A 19033-nucleotide genomic window follows, 5' to 3' on the forward strand; every position below is an offset into this window, starting at 1 on the left:
TCGCAGGGTGCGGCTCGGCAAAGAGCGCCCGCGCCATGCGCACCGCTCCGGCCGCGATGCTGGCACTGCTCTCATCGTCAGCCTTGGCGAAATAGGCGGCCGCAGCACGCTCGTTGGGCGTCGCATGGGCATCGGCAAGGTCCAGATAATCCAGCAGCAGGCCGAGCGTCGCAGGCGTTTCATTGTTGATTTGCGCCAGCGATGCTGCCAGCGCCTGTGCCGCCTTGCGTCCCTTGCCCGTCAGGACCTGAACCCTGGCCAGCGCGCGGGTCGCAGCAAAATCATCATACTCATCGGCCAGAATGAAACGGTCCAGCAGCTCCGCTTCGGCCGCTAGCGCGCGCTCCAGCAGGGGCTCGGCTTCGGTCACGCGGCCAAGCACCAGAGCGCAATCGGCCAGACGGCGCAGCGCAAGCGGAAGATCGTGACTGATTGCGGACGATGCATCCATCCGCGCCACGACGCTCTGCAAAATGCCTTCTGCCTCATCGATCTTGCCCGCCTGCAGCAGGATCGCGCCAAGATCGGACTGCGCACGCAGCGCCTGCACATGATCTCGGCCGACTGTCGTTTCGGCAATCACTACAGATTTGCGGGCAACGCTCTCGGCCTCGTCGAGCCGTGCGACCGTGGCGAGATCGCTCGCAAGATGAGCATGATCGGCCTGTTCGGCGTGGGGGGCGGCGACAAGCGCCTGACCCAGAGCGATGGCATCGTCCCAGCGGAATTCGTGCCGTGCAAGGCCGGCGGCATAGCGGGTGAAATCGGCAGGGCCGGCCCAGCTGTCGGGTCCACGGCCTGCCCCTGCGGCGCTGAAGTCCTCGAGCTCCGCGGCATTGAGACTAAAATTGGACGTCCGGTAATAGGCCGGGATGAGCATCTCTGCGGCGCGATTGCGCAGCCATGCGGTTTGCGGTCCTTCTTCAAGTGCGTAGAAAGCCCCGCGCGCCATGGCGCTGCGCTCCTCGACCCGTTCGGGCGCATCTATGGCTCTTGCCAGCAGCGTCCTCGCTCGCGCAAGCCGAGCGTTCTGCCCGATCCCGAGGCTGTGCAGAGCGTCGGCGGCAAGGCGCAACATGCCCTCGGCGGCGCGCCTGTCGCCTTGAACGAGCAACAGCGCACCCAGCGCGAACCTCGCACGGGCGAGATCGAGATCGTTGGGCGGGCGGGTTTGCGCCAGGCCGGCTTCCAGACTGCGGGCCTGATCCAGGATTGCCGGGGACGCGTCCAGCGGCCACCGATCGGCCAGAACCTGGGCTTCGAGCGCTTCCAAGGACCGTTGCTCCTCACCGGATAGCGGCGCGATCTCGATCCGGCGCATCGTGCCGGAAGCAGCATCCCATATATAGGTCCGCGCGGGGCAGTCGCCGGCCATCTCAGCCGCGCAATCGCTCTGTTCTGCCCCGACCACGAAGACGGGGCGGCCGGTGGAGAGAAAGACAGCATATCCTCCGGAAGTCGTGACGGCCTCGACAAATTCCTGCTTGCGGCTGAGGTAGAGCGCTGCCGCAAGCTGCGGCACCTGGCCTTGTGCGGCTTCGGCAGCTGGCTCGGCGTCATTTCCCTCTGCAGGTTCGGGAGGTTCGCAATAGGCCTCGACGAACCAATCCGAGATGCCGTCATCGTTGAAGTCGAGCAGCGGGTAGGTGTTTTCCCCGGCAAGTTCCTCCGACAGAACCATGCCAGCCGCCTCGCAGGTCTTGCGGTCGTCCTCCAGCTTGCGCAGCACTTCCCTGGGCGGGGCGGGGGGCGATTGCTTCAGCGGGTTGAAGCCGCTGATCGAGGCCGTGGTCGTTTCGCTTGCCACTGGAACGAGCGCCCCGGTGCGCGGTGACCATTCCAGGCCAATGCGGCAGTCGTCGCCGCCGGTACCGTTGCAATAGATGCCGTGAACAGAGAGTGCCACCAGCGGCATCTGTCCGCTGCGTTTGCGGATCTCGAGGCTGACCGTTTGCGCTGAGAGGCCAAGGGCATGCGTGCCATCGGGCCTGGAAACGTACAGCTCCTGCAGGCAACCGCCGGTACCGCAGAATGCGGCAAGGCCGTGACTGCCGCGATAGAAATCGACCAGCCAGTCGGGCTGCCCGTCGGCATTCACGTCTACCGGACGGAACATGAACGATGATGGCAGTGGAGCGGGTGGCGGGGAGTATTCGTCATCACCGCCATAGGTCTGCTGATGCGCTTGCGCAAAGCGAGCTTCGGTCTGAGCGTAGATCGTTTCCGGTACAGTCAGCCCGTCGGCAATGACTGTCTGGGCGCTCGCACCCGTGCCGCAGAGCAGGGCGAGGCCTGCCAGCACACTGCATTGCATGTCCCATCCCGTCATCGCCAGGTCCTTGATTGAGCTCGGCCGAAATCGATTTGGCTTAAGCGAAGCGAAGCGTGCTTTCCAGCACAGTGTGCGCGGTGAATCTCGCGCTTTCCGTGAGCCTGTCCGCAAGCAGCCCTGCCGTCGTCGGGGTGCGAGACCAATCAGAAAAGACCTGAGCGTTGGATCTTGGGGAAAGACCTGCCGCTTTACAGGTATGCCTGAAACGACAGTTTTGTCCCCCGATCCCGCGCACGCGTCCGACGGAAGTTCGACCCCGACTCGGTCATTGCCAGTGATCAGGCTGAAAGTCTGCGACGGCCGAAAGCCGTCATTCGGCTTGCGGAATCGAGCTCCGGCCCTGCAGATGACCCGAGCAAGATGGTTTCGTGACAGTTGGCTTGCAGCGACGCACAAGTCGATCGCTTCCAACCCCAGCATGAAGGTCCAATGGGTTGTGAAATGCTGACGCCAGGGTTCGGAAAAGGAAAGGGTCGGTGTGCCACAAAGCGCGCGCCATGTGCTGTTGCGTTTCTGTCGTCATTGACCCGCCTGCCAGGCGCTTTCCAGCACGCCTGTAGCGGTTGCCAGGTCGAAATCCTCACCACGGCACACAGCTTCACGCGTCAGCTCGGTGGTAATATGCGGCGGGACAGCGCGATCACCGAAATCGCGTCCATCCGGCCCCCAATTGCCATGCACGGGCAATGTCACCCGCCATCCTAAAGACAGATCAAACGGCTGGGAACTGAGCAGGGCACCGGCGGTATCGCGGCCGACCAGGACAGCCTTCGTCTGTTCGCGCAGGCCCCAAGCGAACCCTTCCGCTGCGCTTCCCGTTTCCGGTCCGATCAGCACTACCACCGGTTTGCGATAGCGGCGCTCTCCCAGATCTTCTATCATCAGCATCACGGCACCTTTCCCCTGCCTGACGGCGTCGAAGATCGCTTCGGTCGTGTAGGCGCGTGACACGCGGTGGATATTGGCCAGGTTCGATGCCTCGACCGGTCCGTCAAGCTTTTCAAGAAAGGGCCGCGACAGCAGGGCGATGCCGGGTCCTGGGTCGGCGAAATATCCCAGCAGGCGCAGTGCAGAGGCATTTCCGCCGCTGTTGTTACGAATATCGATCAACAGGCCGTCGGTCGAACCGACCGTCTCCATGGCCTCATCGACCAGATCGGCAGCATCGTCGCCGAACCGGTCTGCCCGGATATAGCCGACCGTCCGGCCGTCCCCGCGCCGCAGTACACTCCACGAGATCGTCTTCTCGCGCGGCGGCCAGTAGGCAGATTCCCGCGGAACGGTCAGTTGGGCGTGACTTCCATCGCAGCGCTCGACATCCAGCAGAGCCGCTTCCTGCCGCGGGCCACGGATCGCCTCAGGGTTGAGGATACGGTCACCAATCCTGAGCCCCGCCGCGCGCGCACCTGATGCCGGATCGATATCGACCACGACGTCATATGATCCTATCCGTTCCCAACGCGCACCAAGTCCCATGGTAGGCCGGTTCGTCCCCGGCAGGTGCAGAACAACATGCGATACGCCCAGCTCATTCAGCATCCGCTGTCCGAGACGCTGAAACTCTGAATCGGTTTTGACATTGGCCATCTCCGAACGATATCGATCAGCGATTTCACGCCAGTTGCGGCCGCCGAAATGCGGATCGTAGAAATTCTCCGTCACGGCTTGCTCAAGCTCGGCAAAGACCTGGGCGTAGGATTGCGCGTACGCAGGGAAAGAAAGCATCGCTCCAATGGCGCCGATCAAGCCAGCTACTTTTGAGATGTTTCTCATGTTGCCCCTTCTTGTCCTGAGGGAAAGCACAATGTTCTATTTCTGGTCTCAACCGATAGACGATCAACACTGTAGTGATGCTGTCCCCGGTTCTGGCTCGAGCCGAGCCGAAGATAACAGATCGGCAATGGCAAGGCCGCGACGGCGTTACGGCATCGCTGCAAGTTTGCTGCGACCCTCGGCGATGGCGGAAACCAGTTCCGGACGATTGAAATGGGGCAGGGCCAGTTCCATGACTTCGACCGCATTGGCGAGCACATCGCGGTCTGATCCCGCCGATTGCGCTCGGTAATATCCCCACATCGCGATCAGTGGAACATCATACAGCGTCGGATCCGTGGCAAATGTCGCGAGCGCTGCCCCTTTGCCGTCGGTCAGCATCTCGCCGAGCAACGCGATGCTGCGCTCATCCGCCCATGGCTGGCGCGGCGCGGGTATCCGTCCCATCGCCCTGATCACCGCTTCTGCTGCTGCAGCGGTCGAATATGGATTCTGCCCCGTCACCAGCCGGCCATCCGTGACGACATGGCTCAGCATCATCGGGGCGTCGCTGAACTGTGCACCTGATCCGCGCAGGCCGTTTTCCAGAAGAACGGGAAACGCCCGCGCCCAGCCCTTTCCGAACAGCGCTTCTTCCTCGTTTGAAAATCCGGTGACCGAGCGTCCCTCAAGCAGCGACACGCCGCCTGGCAGCGAGATGTTCATCAGGACTGCAGGACCATGGCAGACAGCGCCGATGACCCCTCCGGCCTGATAGGTCTGTGCCAGCAGCGCCTTCAGTTGAACATCGACGGGCAGATCGAACATTGCGCCCTTGCCGCCGATGATGAAAATTGCCGCATAGTTCTGTTTGTCGAGGCTCGCGACCGAAAGGGTGGCATTCAGCTTCGCGGTGGCGATCGGATCGGCGAGGAACCGCTCGTTATAGGGCTTGTCGCGATCAAACTTGTCCGCCACGACCACCCCGCCCGCTGGGCTGGCGATGTCGACCTGCAGGCCATTGTCCGCGAAAACGGCATAGGCCTGTGTGAGCTCGTCCATTTCGAAGCCGGGGCGTGCCTTGCCCTCTTCCAGTCCATGACCGCTGACGACCAGCAGGACGCGGTTGTTCTGAGCGGCGATAGCATGACTAGGCGCAAACAGCAGCAAAGCGAGCGTGCACGTCAGCACCGTTGTTATCCGCAGCAGCATCTTCTACCCTTTCACAAGCTGTTGATGCTGGCAGCATTCGCACACCGGATGTCATGCAGATGTGAAACGCGGTTTGACGTTCCTTTGACACAGGGCGCGCCATGAGGCGGAAGTAACAGCCGGGAAACTGCTCTTGAGCAAAAGCTTCGACATTCTGCTGGTGGAGGACAACCCCGATCTGGCCAGCAACATCATCGACTATCTCGAGGCGCTTGGGCACCGAATGCATTATGCTGCGGATGGCGAGTCGGGGCTTCGCGAAGCGCTGGTGCGCCCGATCGACATCCTGCTGCTGGATCTGGCCCTGCCGAACCGCGACGGATTGAGCGTCTGCAGCGAGCTTCGCCGCTGCGCGGACCGCCGCATACCCATATTGATGCTCACCGCGCGCGATACGCTCGATGACAAGCTGGCGGGATTTGCGCATGGCGCTGATGATTATCTCGTCAAGCCCTTCTCACTGGCAGAGCTTGCCGCGCGGGTGGCCGCGCTGACCTTGCGACCGCAGCTGGGCCAGTCGCATCGCTTCGTGGTCGGCCCGCTGACCATCGACCGTCAGGCACGCATCGCAACCCGGGACGGGCAGCCGCTGCGCCTCACTCCGCTGCTGTGGGAACTGCTTTTGCTGCTGGCAGAAGCGTGGCCCAATCCTGTCAGCCGTGATGAGGCGACTTCGCGCCTCTGGGGGGATGAACCGCCCTCGTCCGACTCGCTGCGCGCGCATCTGCACCTGCTGCGCCAGGTGGTCGACAAGCCTTTCGACGTCCCCATCATCGAGACCGTACATAGTATCGGGTTTCGCTTGAAGGTTGCACGGTGAGAGGAAGGCGGCACAGCCTGCGCGGGCGCATTGTTCTCACGATCATAGGCAGCGTGATTGCGACAAGCGCGATCTTCGGCCTCGCCGCCTTTGCCATCGCTTATACCACCGAAGACCGGCTGTTTCGCGAGAGGCTGTCGCAAGAGGTCGCTTTTCAGACAGCCGCATGGCGCAGATCGGGCGCGCTGACGACGCCGAACAATCCTACCGTCACCATATATCGCGGCCAACAGCATCTGCCACCGGAGATCCAAAAGGAACTTTTGGAAAATCCTCAGCAGAGCGAATTCTACGGACAGCAGGGCCGCCATTATCATATCCAGCGCTTCGATCTCAACGAGGGCATATCTGGAGCGGGGCGGGCACCGGCGATTGCAGTGATTGAAGTCAGCGGGGATTTGCTCGTTCGTCCATACCGGAATTCGTTCATCGTGCTGCTGGCGGGGCTCAGCCTGATGATCGCGACGGTCATGGCCGCATTCGGGTGGTGGCTCGTCAATCGGGCGATGCAGCCGCTCAGCGCATTGGCTCGCGATGTGGCTGGGGCCGGATCGGAGATACCGATACTGAATGCGAAAGATTATCCGACCAATGAAATCGGGACGCTCGCAGAAGTACTTGAGCAGGCATTTGCGCGGATAAGCGGATTTGTTCAGCGGGAGCGCGCTTTCACCCGCGATGCCAGTCACGAACTGCGCACGCCGCTGGCGGTCATTTCCGGCGCCGCGGAAGTCATCGCGCTCAACCGCGACCTGCCGTCTGGTGTTGCTGAGCCCTTGCGGCGAATTGAAACCGCGACCACCGACATGGTCCTGGCGCTTGATCAACTGCTCGCCTTGGCGCGGGAGAATCATCGCTTTTGCAAGGAACGCGTGCGGCTCCGGCCGCTGATCGACAAAGCCGTATCCTGGTCCAGGGCACGCCATCCCGGCAGCCTGATCGAGGTTTTTACCGAGGTCGACATTAATGCCGCCGTGCTCGCGCACCCGACGTCATTGCAACTCGTGCTCAACAACCTGATCGGCAATAGCTTCCAGCATGTCGGGGCCGGCCAGCTGTTGATCAGATATGTTAACGGCTCTTTGTCGATTTCGGATGACGGCCCCGGATTTGAACCCGGGACCGATCCGTTCGCTCCTTTCGCGAAGGGCATCGGTAGCAGCGGTAGCGGCCTGGGCCTCGATATCTCTCGGCGCCTGTGCAACGCAGCTGGGATCGGACTTTTCCTCGATGAGGCCGAAGGCAGCCGCAAGGGCGTGCATCTCAGACTCGAATTTTGCGGGCTTTGAGTCGGATCCCGTCCGTTCAGACTTGCTGCCGGAAGCAGTGCGGCATCAAGCTTGAGCGGTAGTCCGTCAAACACCCATCGAAAGCGTTTTGACGCTTCTTTCACAGGCGTGTGGCTAAATGCGCCCGGCTCATCAAAGGAACCGGCTGATGAAAAGAGCTCTCAAGATCGCTGGAGTAACGATCGGTGTAGCGGCGCTCGCGCTTCTTGTGCTCCTGATGTGGCCGACCCCTCCAGCACCGCTACCGCCTCCCGGCACCGACTACCTCATTCGCAGGGTCCACATCGTCGATGTGGAGAGGGGCGCGGCCGGCCCGCTCACCGATGTCGAACTGCGCGGCGGTCGCATCCATGCGATCGGAAGCGCGGCACAGGGTGACGGCCTTCCGGTGATCGATGGCAAGGGGGGCTGGCTGGTCCCGGCCTTCTGGGACATGCACATGCACAGCTTCCATGTCTCGCCCGAACTGCACTTGCCGCTCTTTGTCGCAAACGGCATCGTCAATGTGCGCGACATGATGGATTGCCCGGGTACACGCGACACGCTGATCGCCTGCCTTCAAGACAAGCGTGCATGGACGCGGGCGGCCGATGCAGGCGAGATGACGTCTCCCCGCTTCGTGGAGATTGCCAGCTACTATCTCGAAGGCCCGGACGTGACCCCATCCGATGTCTCGCGGCTCGCGCTTGTTTACAAGCACCGCGGGCTTGATGCGCTGAAGGTCTATGACCGACTCTCGCGGCCAGCCTATTTCCGTGCGGCGGAGGAAGCCCGGCGACACCGCTTGAAGCTGCTCGGTCACTTGCCAAAAGCCGTCGCCCTCGACGAAGCGGTCCGAGCTGGCCAGGTCAGCATCGAACATTCCGACGCGCTGCCGCGTCATTGCTTCGCGCAGGCCGCTGCATGGCGCGAGGGGAAGCTTGCCGACGTTTCCCCCGGCGCGCTCGCCCGGCGCATCGTCAAGGAGCATGACGCGGAAAAGTGCGCCGTAGTCTTCGGCCAGATGCGTGCTGCCGGAACCTGGCTGGTACCCACCCATGTAACCCGCGAGGAAGACGCAAGATCGGCCGATCCGGAGTTTCTTGCCGACCCGCGCCTCGAGTATCTCGATCCGCTGTCACGATGGGCGCTGAGAGACGACCTCGGCGCCGTCGCGGCGCGCTATCCGTCCGCTGACCACAAGGCGGCTTTGCGCGCCTATTTCGAACATGGTCGCAAGCTCACGGGCGAAGCTCACCGCGCAGGCGTCGGCATCCTGGTCGGCACAGACACGACGATCGGCGGATTTCGTTATCACGACGAGATGGCGCACCTGGTCAATGCCGGCCTCAGCGCGCCCGAAGTTCTGCGTGCCGCCACAATCGCTGCGGCACGCTATGCCGGACAAGAGCGCGAGGCGGGCTCGGTGGCCATCGGCAAGCGCGCCGATCTGGTGCTGCTGAGAGCCAATCCACTCGAAGACATAGGCAACACTCGCAAGATCGCGGCATTATGGATGAACGGGCGGCATTACGATCGTGCGCTGCTTGACTCGCTGCTCGACTATACCCGTGAGCAAGCGCGCTCACCAGCAATAACACTGAAGCTCATTCTCGGCTTTGCCAGAAGTTCGGTCCAATCCGACCTCTAGACCAAAGCGTCCGCGCGACGCGAATGACCGCAATGAGGTCGCTTGCTGAATTTCGGCGTTTTGCAGAACCCCAGTCGAAGCTGACTGACCGGTATTGGCGAACCCAGCCATTCAGCATGTCGAATGGGTCCGGCGGTTAAGTCCCCAAACTCCGACAATCGCCTAGTGCCTCCAAAACCCAGATATGACGTTTCAGGGCTGTATGTTGTTGTTCAGTCAAGACGGCGCGGCCTGCGGCGATGGCGTGTAGCTGGGCCAGTATATGGGAACATTATCGAACAATCTTGTCAGTTCTCTAACCTCGTTGTCCCTCGCACCAATACGGTCTCTCGAAGATGCGCGATCTGCCAGCAAGTCGCTGCGCTGGCTGTGCTTGCCGCAACGGCGAGCCGTCGCGACTTTCTTCCCCCGGCGTGCCGCCGTTCCTCGCGGAGCAAGAAAGACGCTGGCTTGCCGTCCTCCGCATCCGCTCCGGGCCATCCGGCTGCAGCGCTCCGCCCTTGCTGGCGGGCGATGCGCATCGAGACCGCACTGGCGCGGCTCGAGCATTCGAGGAAAGGAATTCAACATGGCAAAAATTGGTTCGTTCAAGAAGGTCTCCGGCGAATATCGCGGTCAGATCGTTACACTCTCCCTGCAGGCCAAGTCGGTGCGCATCGCGCCCGAAGACAATCCCGGCAACAATGCACCCAGCCATCGGGTTTTCGTCGGCGAGGCGGAAGTCGGCGCAGCCTGGGCCAAGACCTCTCAGGACAAGCGCTCCTACCTGTCCGTGAAGCTCGATGATCCCAGTTTTGCCGCTCCGGTCTTTGCCCAGCTCTTCGAGGCCGAAGATGGGACGCACGACCTAGTCTGGAACCGCCCGAGCCGCAGGAGCGCGGACTGATCCGCGCAGCCCGCCCGGCCGAAAGGCCGGGCGGGCTACCCTGTTTCAGGGACTGCCGCCCCTCAGGACCGGAATGGCCGCGACGCTTCCGATGGCCATTATCGCAGGTTTTCGAGGAGGCAGCGATGGCCGAACAGGCACTTTCACGGCACACGCTCGACTTTCCCGGCTTCGCCCAGGAATTCCTGCGCCGAAATCCCCGATACCGGGCCGAATATCGCGCCGTGGTGAAGACAGGGCGCAGCCGGGACCTTGGACGGGAGGAGGAAATGGCCCGGCGCTGGGGCCTCAGCTTTTCCTTGTCCGCCTGACCTGAATGCGCAAGAGGCACCGGCATTCTGGGCCGCTGATGCCTGCGGTTTCGTGACCATCCTCGATGCCGCCCCTGATCGTTTCACGGGGAGGTCTGCGGCCAGCTTCATGACACCGCTGCGTGTGATCGCGGAGCAGCAGCTGCGGACGGGTCATCATATGGTCCTCAGCGATGGTCAGATGCTGCATCGGCTCTGCCTGCTGACGGGTCTGCATGAGCGGCCGCTCGCCTTTGTCATTCCCTGCGATCAACTGGCGTCAGTTCGCCTTTCCGCCTCTGCGGTCTTGAACTGCCCGCCAGTTGACTTCGGCTCCGGGGAACCTGCTGGCCTTCTGATCCCGACAGAGTTTCAGCGGCAGCGCCTCGAACTGCTTTGTGACATCCTCGATCTTGCGGTGATTCCGGACGGCGTTCGACTGACCAGTCACGAACTTGCGTGCCAGCGCGTCTATCCCGGCATGTCGATCGGGCGGGGCGCGGAATGGAAGTCATCCTCCCAAAGACGCCGGACGCAGCGCCTGATCGGCGAGGCCAGGGCCATGATGAACAGCGGCTACCGCGCGCTGCTGGCGGGCGGGGAGGGGCGACAAAAACAATCCCGATAATCAGCCGCTCCGGTGACCGAAGAATGTCCGCCATGCCGCTCCAGCCGCCGCAAATCGCGCTGGTCCGCTCCGGTTACTGGAAGGAATGCCCAAGTGAACGCCTATTCCGCCCCCTGCTATCTGAAGACCCCCGATGCCGCGCTTCGGCTCGGGCTATCTGCCAGGACCCTCGAAAAGCACCGCTGCTACGGCACCGGCCCCGAGTATCGCAAGCTGGGCGGCAGGATCGTCTACGCGATCGAGGATCTCGATGCCTGGGCCGAAATCGGCAGGCGATCCTCCACCTCCGATCCGGGCAAGGGAACGATCCACCCTGCGCGTCCGGTGCGCCGCTGATGCGCCGTCCTGATGAAACGCTGCGCGCAATCGTCGCCTCAGACCTCCCTTTGCACGCGGTGGACGTGCTTCGCAGACATCTGTCCTGCGACTATGCCGCTGCCGGGGAAAGACTGTGAAGCCGCAATTCGCCTGTGGACGCCAGAGCGGTGCCGACGCGTCGGTTACCGAAGTGCGGCTGACATGGATCGAGGGCCGCTGCGAACATATGCTGCGCTTCGGGCGGGTCGCGGATGATCGAACGGATAGCGAAGCCAGCCGCATCGTTTCCTTCCGTCCCGGCGCGGTGTTCGCGCTGGTCCGGCGCATTTCCAGTGACTTCGGCCCTACCTGCTGCAGCCTTTCGGTCGTGCAGGCTGCAAAAGCGGGGCAGACCAGTGCGCCCATCGCTTCTGTGATCGTAGGCGGCGAACGTCTGCTCCATGTCGAGAACCTGGCGCATGTTTCGCAGGTGCTTGAAATGGTCGATGCGATGGAGACCGACGGCATCGATCCATGCGACGCATCGCCCGACCATTGGCGCGATGTTGCTGCAAGGCTGAACGATGGACGCCAGATCAGGCCCTATACCCGTGCACGCCACGCTGCATGGCTTCAGCGCAGTAGGGCCGGGCGATGAATGCGCGCTGGCTCCGCAGGACCTGCGTGCTGGCAGGACTGTTCAGCAGCGCCTTTGCAGCAATCGCCTGTCTCGAACCGCGTCCCCGCCTTTTGTGGAACGCCAGCCCGAGCGCTCCGGTCGGCCTCTATCTGGTCGATGACTTTGTCCTTCCGCGTCGCGGGGATCTGGTTGTCCTGACGCCCAAAGCGGCGATCGCGCGACTGATCGAGGAGCGCGGCTATCTGCCAACCGGCGTGCCGCTGCTCAAGCATATCGCTGCACTGCCCGGCCAGTCGGTTTGCAGACGGGGCGCCAAGGTGACGGTCGATGGCAAGAGCATGTCTGTCGCCCGGCCGCATGACAGGATGGGGCGTACCATGCCTGTCTGGCAGGGATGTCGATCCATTGGCGCTGACGACCTTTTTCTGCTGAACCCGGCCGCTGACAGCCTCGATGGACGATATTTCGGGCCTGTCGCGTCTTCGAGCATCATCGGGATCGCCCGGCCCCTGCTCACCCGCTCGCGCCCCGGTGCACCACTCCGCTTGCTCCCGGAACCCGAGTTGAACCATGCCACCACAAGAAACGAGGAGCATTTGCCATGATCATCGGCACGTTCGGATTTGATCAATCCCGATATTCGGGGCGACTGTCCACGCTTGGCCTCGATGCACAGATCATGATTGTGCCAGCCGAACTCGACAGCAGCGAGAATGCGCCCGACTGGAAGGTGCTGAAAGGTACCGCTGACACCGGCCCCGAGATCGGAGCAGGGTGGAACCGCAGCGGCAAGCGCGCCGGAAACTATATTGCTTTGCAGCTCGACGATCCCGGCTTCGTTCAGCCCCTGCGGGCCATTCTCGTTCGGGCGGGAAGCAGCGACGACGCCTGGAATCTGCTCTGGTCACGCTCGAAGACCCGTGATCCGAGATAGGTCATGGCCAGCAGAAAGCATGATGTTTGCGTGCGGATGACCGCCTTGATTGCAGCGGGACTGCAGATCGGGATGCTTGCCGCGTGCCCGGCATATGCAGCCGAACCGCAGAGCCAGCCCCTCCCTGCTGCGGTATCCCGGCAGGCATCGGCACCCGCTGAACCTCATCCCTATGCGCCGTATGTGGCAGATGCTTCGCGTCGCTTCGGCATTCCCGAGCGCTGGATCTGGTCGGTCATGCGTGCCGAGAGCGGTGGCAGGTCGCGCGCCGTTTCGCCTGTAGGTGCAATGGGCCTGATGCAGATCATGCCGCAGACCTGGAGGATGCTTGCTGCGCGCTACGGCCTGGGATCAGACCCGTTCGACGCTCGCGCCAACATCCATGGTGGTGCGGCGTATCTGCGCCTGATGTGGGACCGATATGGTGATTCAAGGCTCATGCTGGCTGCCTATAACGCAGGGCCCGGCCGGGTGGACGAGTACCGCGCCGGCCTTCGCCACCTTCCTGCAGAGACGCGTTCCTATGTCGCTCGTCTCGCGCCTTTTCTGATCGGCGCGCCTGCCATCACCGAGCCACGATCTGTTATCGGAAAAGCACGTCCCTTGCATCCCCCGACGGTCTTCGCCGTCACACGCAGTGCCAGCGAAAGCGGGCTCGGACCCACGCGGGACAAGCAACCGGATGAGACCGAGGCTGACTACTCGGGCAACTTTGGTAGCGAGCCTGGTGCGGAGACCAACTCTCTGTTTGTTCCTTTGTCGCCCCGGAGGCGCCGATGAACAGGCGGCACCAGGGCGGCTTGCAGGAGATGTCGATGGCAACTCCATTGCTCCCGGGATGCAGGACGACTGCAGCGGATGCTCGCCTTGTGCAGAAAGCTGCTCGTTGGCGAGTGGTGCCAACTGCCTGCATGGTCGTTCGCCCAGTTCCGGGCCAGTTTTTCCTGGAAGCTGGCTGTGACATTGCCGGGGAGCTGTCGCTGGCGACCGGGGGCAAGACCGCAACTAGTGGCTGTTTCATGCAAGGGACCATGCTCCGGTCTGGGCATTTTTCCTCAAGGATGCTGGGCCGCGATACTTCGCATCGGACCCGTAAATTGGATACACACCTCACGCACGGGTGCATGCAGCATTTCCGCCATTTTTTGAGCGGCGGATCTGACGCCACCTCAAAATCGCGGGACGAAACATCAGGTTTTCTGCCATTTCTTGAGCCGCTGATCTGCCGCTGGTCTAAGGCGGTGAGATGACGCGGAGGAGGCATACGGTACGTCTGGCAAGTGAGGTCGACAATGCACTCTCGCGTCTTGCTGGGGAACGCGGCATGACCGTTTATGCGATGCTGCCGCTCTGTGTCGAAGCCGGGATTGCGGCGCTGTCAAAGCCATCAAGCGAAAGCGAAGCCCTCAAGGAATTGCTGATTGAAGCAGGGACGCTCAGCGCAGAGGTTGGCGGCCTGGCAGGAATGATCGACAGGGCATTGTTCACTGCCTGCGCCGCTTATTGCTATGCGCGCAGTGCTGCCAAGCGTGACGGCAAGACCGATGAGACCATCACCGCTGAAATCCATCGGGCCTATGACCGCCAGAAGGCTCTGGCTCAGGGCCGTTCATGACCGAGCCGCAGGACCGCCGACTGCATGCCGAGAGCCTGCGTCGCCATGATCGCCTGAGCCGGTCCCGGCGGCTGAAGCGCCACGCGCTCGTAATGCTGTGCTCGGTTGCGCTCGGCGGGCTCGCATCCCCATGGCTGATGCTCGATACGCGCCAAATGCAGGCGTGCGGGACCTATGTCCATGCAAGGCTGCTCGGCTGGCTTTCTGCTGGCCACGCCAGCAATCCGGACATGACCCTCCGTTATCCGGATGGCGACAAGATGGTGTCCGCAAAGGCGGTGGCCAGGCATCCCTATTTCCGCGATGCTGCGGGTGCCGCTACCACGCTGGCACATCGCGGGGCGATCCTGGGGTTCGCAGGCTGGGCACTCAGTGCGGGGCTGCTGCGCCGGGCAGCTGAACGACGCCGTGCAGCAGCGCTTCGTGACCGTGTCGTGAGCGGGACCATCGTCACCAGTGAGACTGCTCTCGCAAGAATGGTTGCGGCCAGTCCGAAAGGCCATTCGCTCACGATCGGCGCGGTCCCGTTTCCTGCAAGGCTCGAGACCCGCCATATGGCGATGATCGGAACGACCGGGAGCGGAAAGACCACGGTGCTGCGCCAGATGCTCGACTGCATAGAAGCGCGCGGCGAGGCGGCGCTGGTCTATGATACCAGCGGCGAGTTCATCGCCCATTATTACGATCCGGCGCGCGGCGACATCATCCTCAATCCCTTCGATGCGCGCTGCGCCTATTGGTCGCCCTTTGCAGAGATTGCGCATCCGGCGGATGCCGACCGGATCGCCCAGCAGCTGATCAGCGAAACAGGTCAGCATGACCGCGATGTCTGGCTTGAAACCAGCCGGATCCTGGTGGCCAATATGCTGCGCGCGCTTTGGCGCGAGGGCAGGGGAACATTGCCCGGGCTCCTGCATGCGCTGCAGGTGCAGACCGCTGCAGAGCTGAAGACCTGGCTCGGCGACAGCTCGTCGGCACGAACATTTGCCGACGATGCCGACCGCGCCACCGGCAGCGTGCTGTTCATGCTCGCCAAGGCGGCAAATCTCATCCAGTTCCTGCGCATGCCCGTCGGCGACGAAAGACCATTTTCGTTTCGCGATTTCATTACAGGCCTCGATGAAAGATCGGGACCGCGCCCCTGGATTTTCGTGCCGCGCAAGGAAGACTATTTCGAAGCGTCCAATCCGCTGCTGGCCTGCTGGCTAGAATGCGCCGCCAGTGCGATGCTCGGTCTGGCGCCCTCTGCGTCACGACGGGTCTGGTTCCTGCTCGATGAGCTCGCAGACCTCCCTGCCGTCGACAATCTCGCCCGGCTGCTGCCCGAAGGACGAAAGTTCGGGGCCGCGGTCATCCTGACCTTCCAGGGCATCGGCCAGATGCGCAGCCGTTATGGCAGGGACATTTCCGAAGCCATGCTCGGCTGCTGCAACACCAAGCTCTTTCTCCAGCTGACCGACGCTGAATCGCGGCGCTGGGCCAGCGATACGATCGGTAACTGCGAAGTCGAGATCCACACCATGACGGGAGCGCTCAGCGAAAAGGACGAACCGCCCAGGATCACACTGGGCAAGCAGCGCAGCATCAGACCCGCCATCCATGAGAGCGAACTGCGCCTCCCGCGCCACAAGGGCTATCTGCTGTTTCCCGACGGTCTTCCCGTAGCTCTCATATCGCTGGCCGCCGATCATATTGCCAGGCGGGGGGAAGCCCGACAGCCGCCGTTCTCGCCGGCAGACCCCGGCACCACCTTGTGGCATCATGCGGGAAAGAGCCGTGGGAACGCCGACCCTCAGCCCGCACAGGAACAAGTCTCGGTTACAGATGTCGCAGATGAAGTGCCAGAGACGCCGCCTGTTTCCTCTCCGGCCTCTGCCGATGATGGACCCGTCTGATGGTTGCATCGGTATCCGCGCTGACCAGTCCGGCCCAGGCAAGCAGCTATTACGAAGCCGACGACTATTATGCCGACGGGGGAAAATCTCCTTCGGCCTGGAACGGTAAGGGGGCCGAGAAGCTTGCACTTTCCGGCGACGTCGACCGGGATGTGTTCCGCCGGATGCTCGAAGGTCAAATCGATGGGCAGCAGCTCGGGACATACAGGCAGGGCGAGCTCGAGCACCGGCCGGGATGGGATGTGACCCTGAGCGCGCCGAAGTCGGTATCGATCATGGCCGAAGTTGCAGGCGACCGGCGGCTGATCGGGGCCCATGACGCTGCGGTCAGGGCTGCGCTCGCCCATGTCGAGGCCCATACGGCGGCAACCCGTGTCCGAGCCGATGGGGCTGTGGCCCGCAAGGCTACAGCCAATCTCGTCATAGCAAGCTTCCAGCATGGCACCAGCCGCGCCCAGGATCCCCAGCTTCACACGCATAATGTGATCATGAACGCCACGCAGACCGAGGACGGCGCCTGGCGGAGCATTGAGCCTCGGGCGGTCTATCAGCTGCAGAAGCAGATCGGTGCCATCTATCGGCAGGAACTGGCGCTCAAGGTGCGCGAGCTCGGCTATGAGATCGATATCGCCAAGGACTCGATGTTCGAGATCAGGGGCGTTTCTGCCGATGTGCTGACCGCCTTCAGCAAGCGAAGTGCCGAAATCGAGGCTGCGCTGGCGAATCGCGGATCGAGCCGCTCGGATGCCAGCGCCGCTGAAAAGCAGGTGGCTGCACTCGATACCCGGCAAGCCAAGAAGGTAGTCGACCAGGCTTCGCTCGTCGCTGATTGGCGCGAGACGGCCGACCGGGCCGGCTTCGGTGCTGCTCAGCGCCATGCCATGGTCAGGGAAGCTCGCATGCGAGCCGGCGCTGCTATTCAGGGTGACGAGAAGGCAACAGCGGCATCGCGCGCCGTCGCTCATGCAGCCGACAAGCTTGGGGAACGCCAGTCGGTCTTTGCAGCAGCTGCCCTGCACGAAGAAGCAGGGCGCGCAGGGATGGGCCGGATAGGCTATTCGGATATTTCAGCAGCTATCGCAGCAGCGGCTGGAAAAGGTGACATCGAGCCGAGGACTTTCGCCGACCGGCGCGGCGCGCAATTTGCCGGATTTACGACACGCCGAAACATCGAAGCGGAAACCAGGTTTTTGCAGATCGAGGCGGAGGGTCGCGGCGCATTCGCTCCGATCGCCTCGCCGCTCGCCGCAGCCAGGGCGGTAGCGATGGCTGCGCGTCGCTCTGCCGATGCTGGCCTGCCGTGGAATGACGATCAGCTGACAGCCACACGCCAGCTGCTGACGAGCCGCAACCAGGTCACGGCCGTGCAGGGCTATGCCGGTACCGCCAAGACAACGACTGTCCTTGCGACCTTCGCTCGCGAGGCCCGGTCTAGGGGCGTCAAATTGGCAGCGCTCGCGCCCACGGCCTCAGCTGCCATGGTGCTCGGCCAGGCTCTCGGGACACGCGGCGATACCGTGGCGCGCCAACTGCTGCAACCCGACAGGGTCGCCGACAGCGGAGCCCAGCTCTGGATCGTGGACGAGGCCTCGCTGCTCTCGGCGCGCGATACGGCAAGGCTTTTCGAGAAAGCCGAAAAACACCATGCCCGGCTGGTTCTGGTGGGCGATGTCAAGCAGCTGGGTTCGGTCGAGGCAGGCGCTGCCTTTGCTCAGTTGCAGGCTGCAGGGATGGAGACGGCCAAGCTCGAGCAGATCGTTCGCCAGAGCAATCGCGCGGTGAAGGATGCGGTACTCGCCTCGATCGAGGGCGATGCGCGAAAGGCGCTGGCGGCGATCGATCGAGGTGGCGGCGATATCATCGAACATGCCGACCGAAACGCGCGTTTCGCCACGATTGCTGCGCGCTATGCCGAGCTCGATTCTCACCAGCGGGAACGCACCATGGTCATAGAGCCATCGCGCGAAGGCCGCGATGCGCTTACCGCTGAAATCCGCTCGGCGCTTGCCCGTTCGAGCAGCCTTAATGGTCCGTCGCTGACCACATGGAGTCTGGTCAACAAGGGGCTTACCCGCGCCGAGGCACGCGATCCTTTGAGCTATGATACCGGCGATATCGTCCGTTTCTCCCGCGACTATGCGGACAAGGGCGTGAAGCGAGGCGAGGCTTTTCGGATCGAAAGTATCGATATGGCCAAAGGCGCAATCGCGCTGAAGGGCGAGGACGGCAAGGCCGTCGACTGGCGGTTGCGGCAATGGGGTACGGGCGAAGTCCAGGTGTTCGAAAGCCAGCGGCTGGAGCTGCAGGCCGGAGACACCATCCGGTTTACGCGCAACGATCGCGAAGCGGGGCGCGTCAATGGCGCGCGGGCGAAGGTGCTGCAGGTTGATGCCGATGCCGGAACCGCCACGATCCGCAGCCCCAAGGGCCAGATACGGACACTTGATCTCGGTGCAGCGCGCGACCGGCATATTACGCACGGCTATGTCGACACCGCCTTTGCCGCCCAGGGACGAACGGCAGATCATGTCATTGTTCATGCAGACAGCCGTGCGACCAACCTGGTCGATCAGAAAAGCTTCTATGTCGGAATATCGCGTGCCAGACATTCTGCCATCATCGTGACCAACGACCGCGCCAGGCTGGTCACGGCGATCCATGAACGGGCAGGGACCGTCCAGACAGCGCTCAGTCCAGCATCATCGCTTAAGCCGGAAGGATTGAAACCACCTGTGGCGCACTCAGGGAATTCTCTGTTTTCGAAGACGGCTGGGCTTTGATAATCACTCTTGGTTGATTTAATTCATGAACTG

The 19033-nt window shown here is 62.6% G+C and carries 17 protein-coding genes; 14 read left to right on the plus strand and 3 right to left on the minus strand.

Annotated features, from left to right (window positions below):
• The 3 genes from DM995_RS16610 to DM995_RS16620 form a co-directional block, all read right to left on the minus strand.
• Window positions 1-2329 (minus strand): tetratricopeptide repeat protein (locus DM995_RS16610; protein WP_198669396.1); only part of this gene is annotated, 2329 nt, incomplete at its 3' end.
• Between the two features lie 522 nt (window positions 2330-2851).
• A complete protein-coding gene (locus tag DM995_RS16615) occupies window positions 2852-4105 on the minus strand; it encodes a S41 family peptidase (protein ID WP_116970138.1) in 1254 nt (417 codons plus the stop codon).
• 147 nt (window positions 4106-4252) lie between these two features.
• Window positions 4253-5296: a type 1 glutamine amidotransferase domain-containing protein gene (locus tag DM995_RS16620; protein WP_023836030.1), complete on the minus strand. Its 1044-nt coding sequence runs from the start codon at window positions 5294-5296 to the stop codon at window positions 4253-4255.
• A gap of 133 nt (window positions 5297-5429) precedes the next feature.
• Between DM995_RS16620 and DM995_RS16625 the strand changes: the two genes are divergently transcribed.
• From DM995_RS16625 to mobF, 14 genes are all read left to right on the plus strand, one after another.
• A complete protein-coding gene (locus DM995_RS16625; protein WP_023836031.1) occupies window positions 5430-6116 on the plus strand; it encodes a response regulator transcription factor in 687 nt (228 codons plus the stop codon).
• 53 nt (window positions 6117-6169) lie between these two features.
• Window positions 6170-7405, plus strand: a complete 1236-nt coding sequence (locus tag DM995_RS16630) for a sensor histidine kinase (RefSeq protein ID WP_023836032.1) — start codon at window positions 6170-6172, stop codon at window positions 7403-7405.
• A 148-nt stretch (window positions 7406-7553) separates the two neighbouring features.
• Window positions 7554-9035: an amidohydrolase family protein gene (locus tag DM995_RS16635; RefSeq protein WP_157973248.1), complete on the plus strand. Its 1482-nt coding sequence runs from the start codon at window positions 7554-7556 to the stop codon at window positions 9033-9035.
• A 568-nt stretch (window positions 9036-9603) separates the two neighbouring features.
• Entirely contained in the window at window positions 9604-9921 is a 318-nt protein-coding gene (locus tag DM995_RS16640) for a DUF736 domain-containing protein (protein ID WP_023836034.1), read from the plus strand.
• Window positions 9922-10046: 125 nt separating this feature from the next.
• The gene (locus DM995_RS16645; protein WP_023836035.1) at window positions 10047-10232 is read left to right on the plus strand and encodes a transcriptional regulator domain-containing protein; all 186 of its coding nucleotides are present in this window, start codon (window positions 10047-10049) and stop codon (window positions 10230-10232) included.
• Window positions 10233-10284: 52 nt separating this feature from the next.
• The gene (locus DM995_RS16650) at window positions 10285-10839 is read left to right on the plus strand and encodes a DNA -binding domain-containing protein (protein WP_023836036.1); all 555 of its coding nucleotides are present in this window, start codon (window positions 10285-10287) and stop codon (window positions 10837-10839) included.
• A 93-nt stretch (window positions 10840-10932) separates the two neighbouring features.
• A complete protein-coding gene (locus DM995_RS16655; protein WP_023836037.1) occupies window positions 10933-11175 on the plus strand; it encodes a helix-turn-helix transcriptional regulator in 243 nt (80 codons plus the stop codon).
• Between the two features lie 115 nt (window positions 11176-11290).
• A complete protein-coding gene (locus DM995_RS16660; RefSeq protein WP_232824454.1) occupies window positions 11291-11794 on the plus strand; it encodes a DUF2840 domain-containing protein in 504 nt (167 codons plus the stop codon).
• On the plus strand, window positions 11791-12381 hold the full coding sequence (locus tag DM995_RS16665) for a S26 family signal peptidase (protein ID WP_116970140.1): 591 nt from the start codon (window positions 11791-11793) through the stop codon (window positions 12379-12381). Before DM995_RS16660 ends, DM995_RS16665 begins: the two co-directional genes overlap by 4 nt.
• Entirely contained in the window at window positions 12378-12710 is a 333-nt protein-coding gene (locus tag DM995_RS16670; RefSeq protein WP_116970141.1) for a DUF736 domain-containing protein, read from the plus strand. Before DM995_RS16665 ends, DM995_RS16670 begins: the two co-directional genes overlap by 4 nt.
• Window positions 12711-12713: 3 nt before the next feature.
• Window positions 12714-13490 (plus strand): lytic transglycosylase domain-containing protein, encoded by a 777-nt coding sequence (locus DM995_RS16675; protein WP_232824455.1) that lies wholly within the window; start codon window positions 12714-12716, stop codon window positions 13488-13490.
• Window positions 13491-14034: 544 nt separating this feature from the next.
• The gene (locus tag DM995_RS16680) at window positions 14035-14325 is read left to right on the plus strand and encodes a hypothetical protein (protein ID WP_116970143.1); all 291 of its coding nucleotides are present in this window, start codon (window positions 14035-14037) and stop codon (window positions 14323-14325) included.
• The gene (locus tag DM995_RS16685; RefSeq protein WP_116970144.1) at window positions 14322-16220 is read left to right on the plus strand and encodes a type IV secretion system DNA-binding domain-containing protein; all 1899 of its coding nucleotides are present in this window, start codon (window positions 14322-14324) and stop codon (window positions 16218-16220) included. The genes DM995_RS16680 and DM995_RS16685 overlap by 4 nt, the downstream gene beginning before the upstream one ends.
• Complete coding sequence (gene mobF / locus DM995_RS16690; protein WP_116970145.1) at window positions 16220-19000, plus strand: MobF family relaxase; 2781 nt, start codon at window positions 16220-16222, stop codon at window positions 18998-19000. The genes DM995_RS16685 and mobF overlap by 1 nt, the downstream gene beginning before the upstream one ends.
• Window positions 19001-19033 lie beyond the last annotated feature (33 nt).

This window comes from Blastomonas sp. UPD001, assembly GCF_003426715.1.
Classification (GTDB): Bacteria; Pseudomonadota; Alphaproteobacteria; order Sphingomonadales; family Sphingomonadaceae; genus Blastomonas.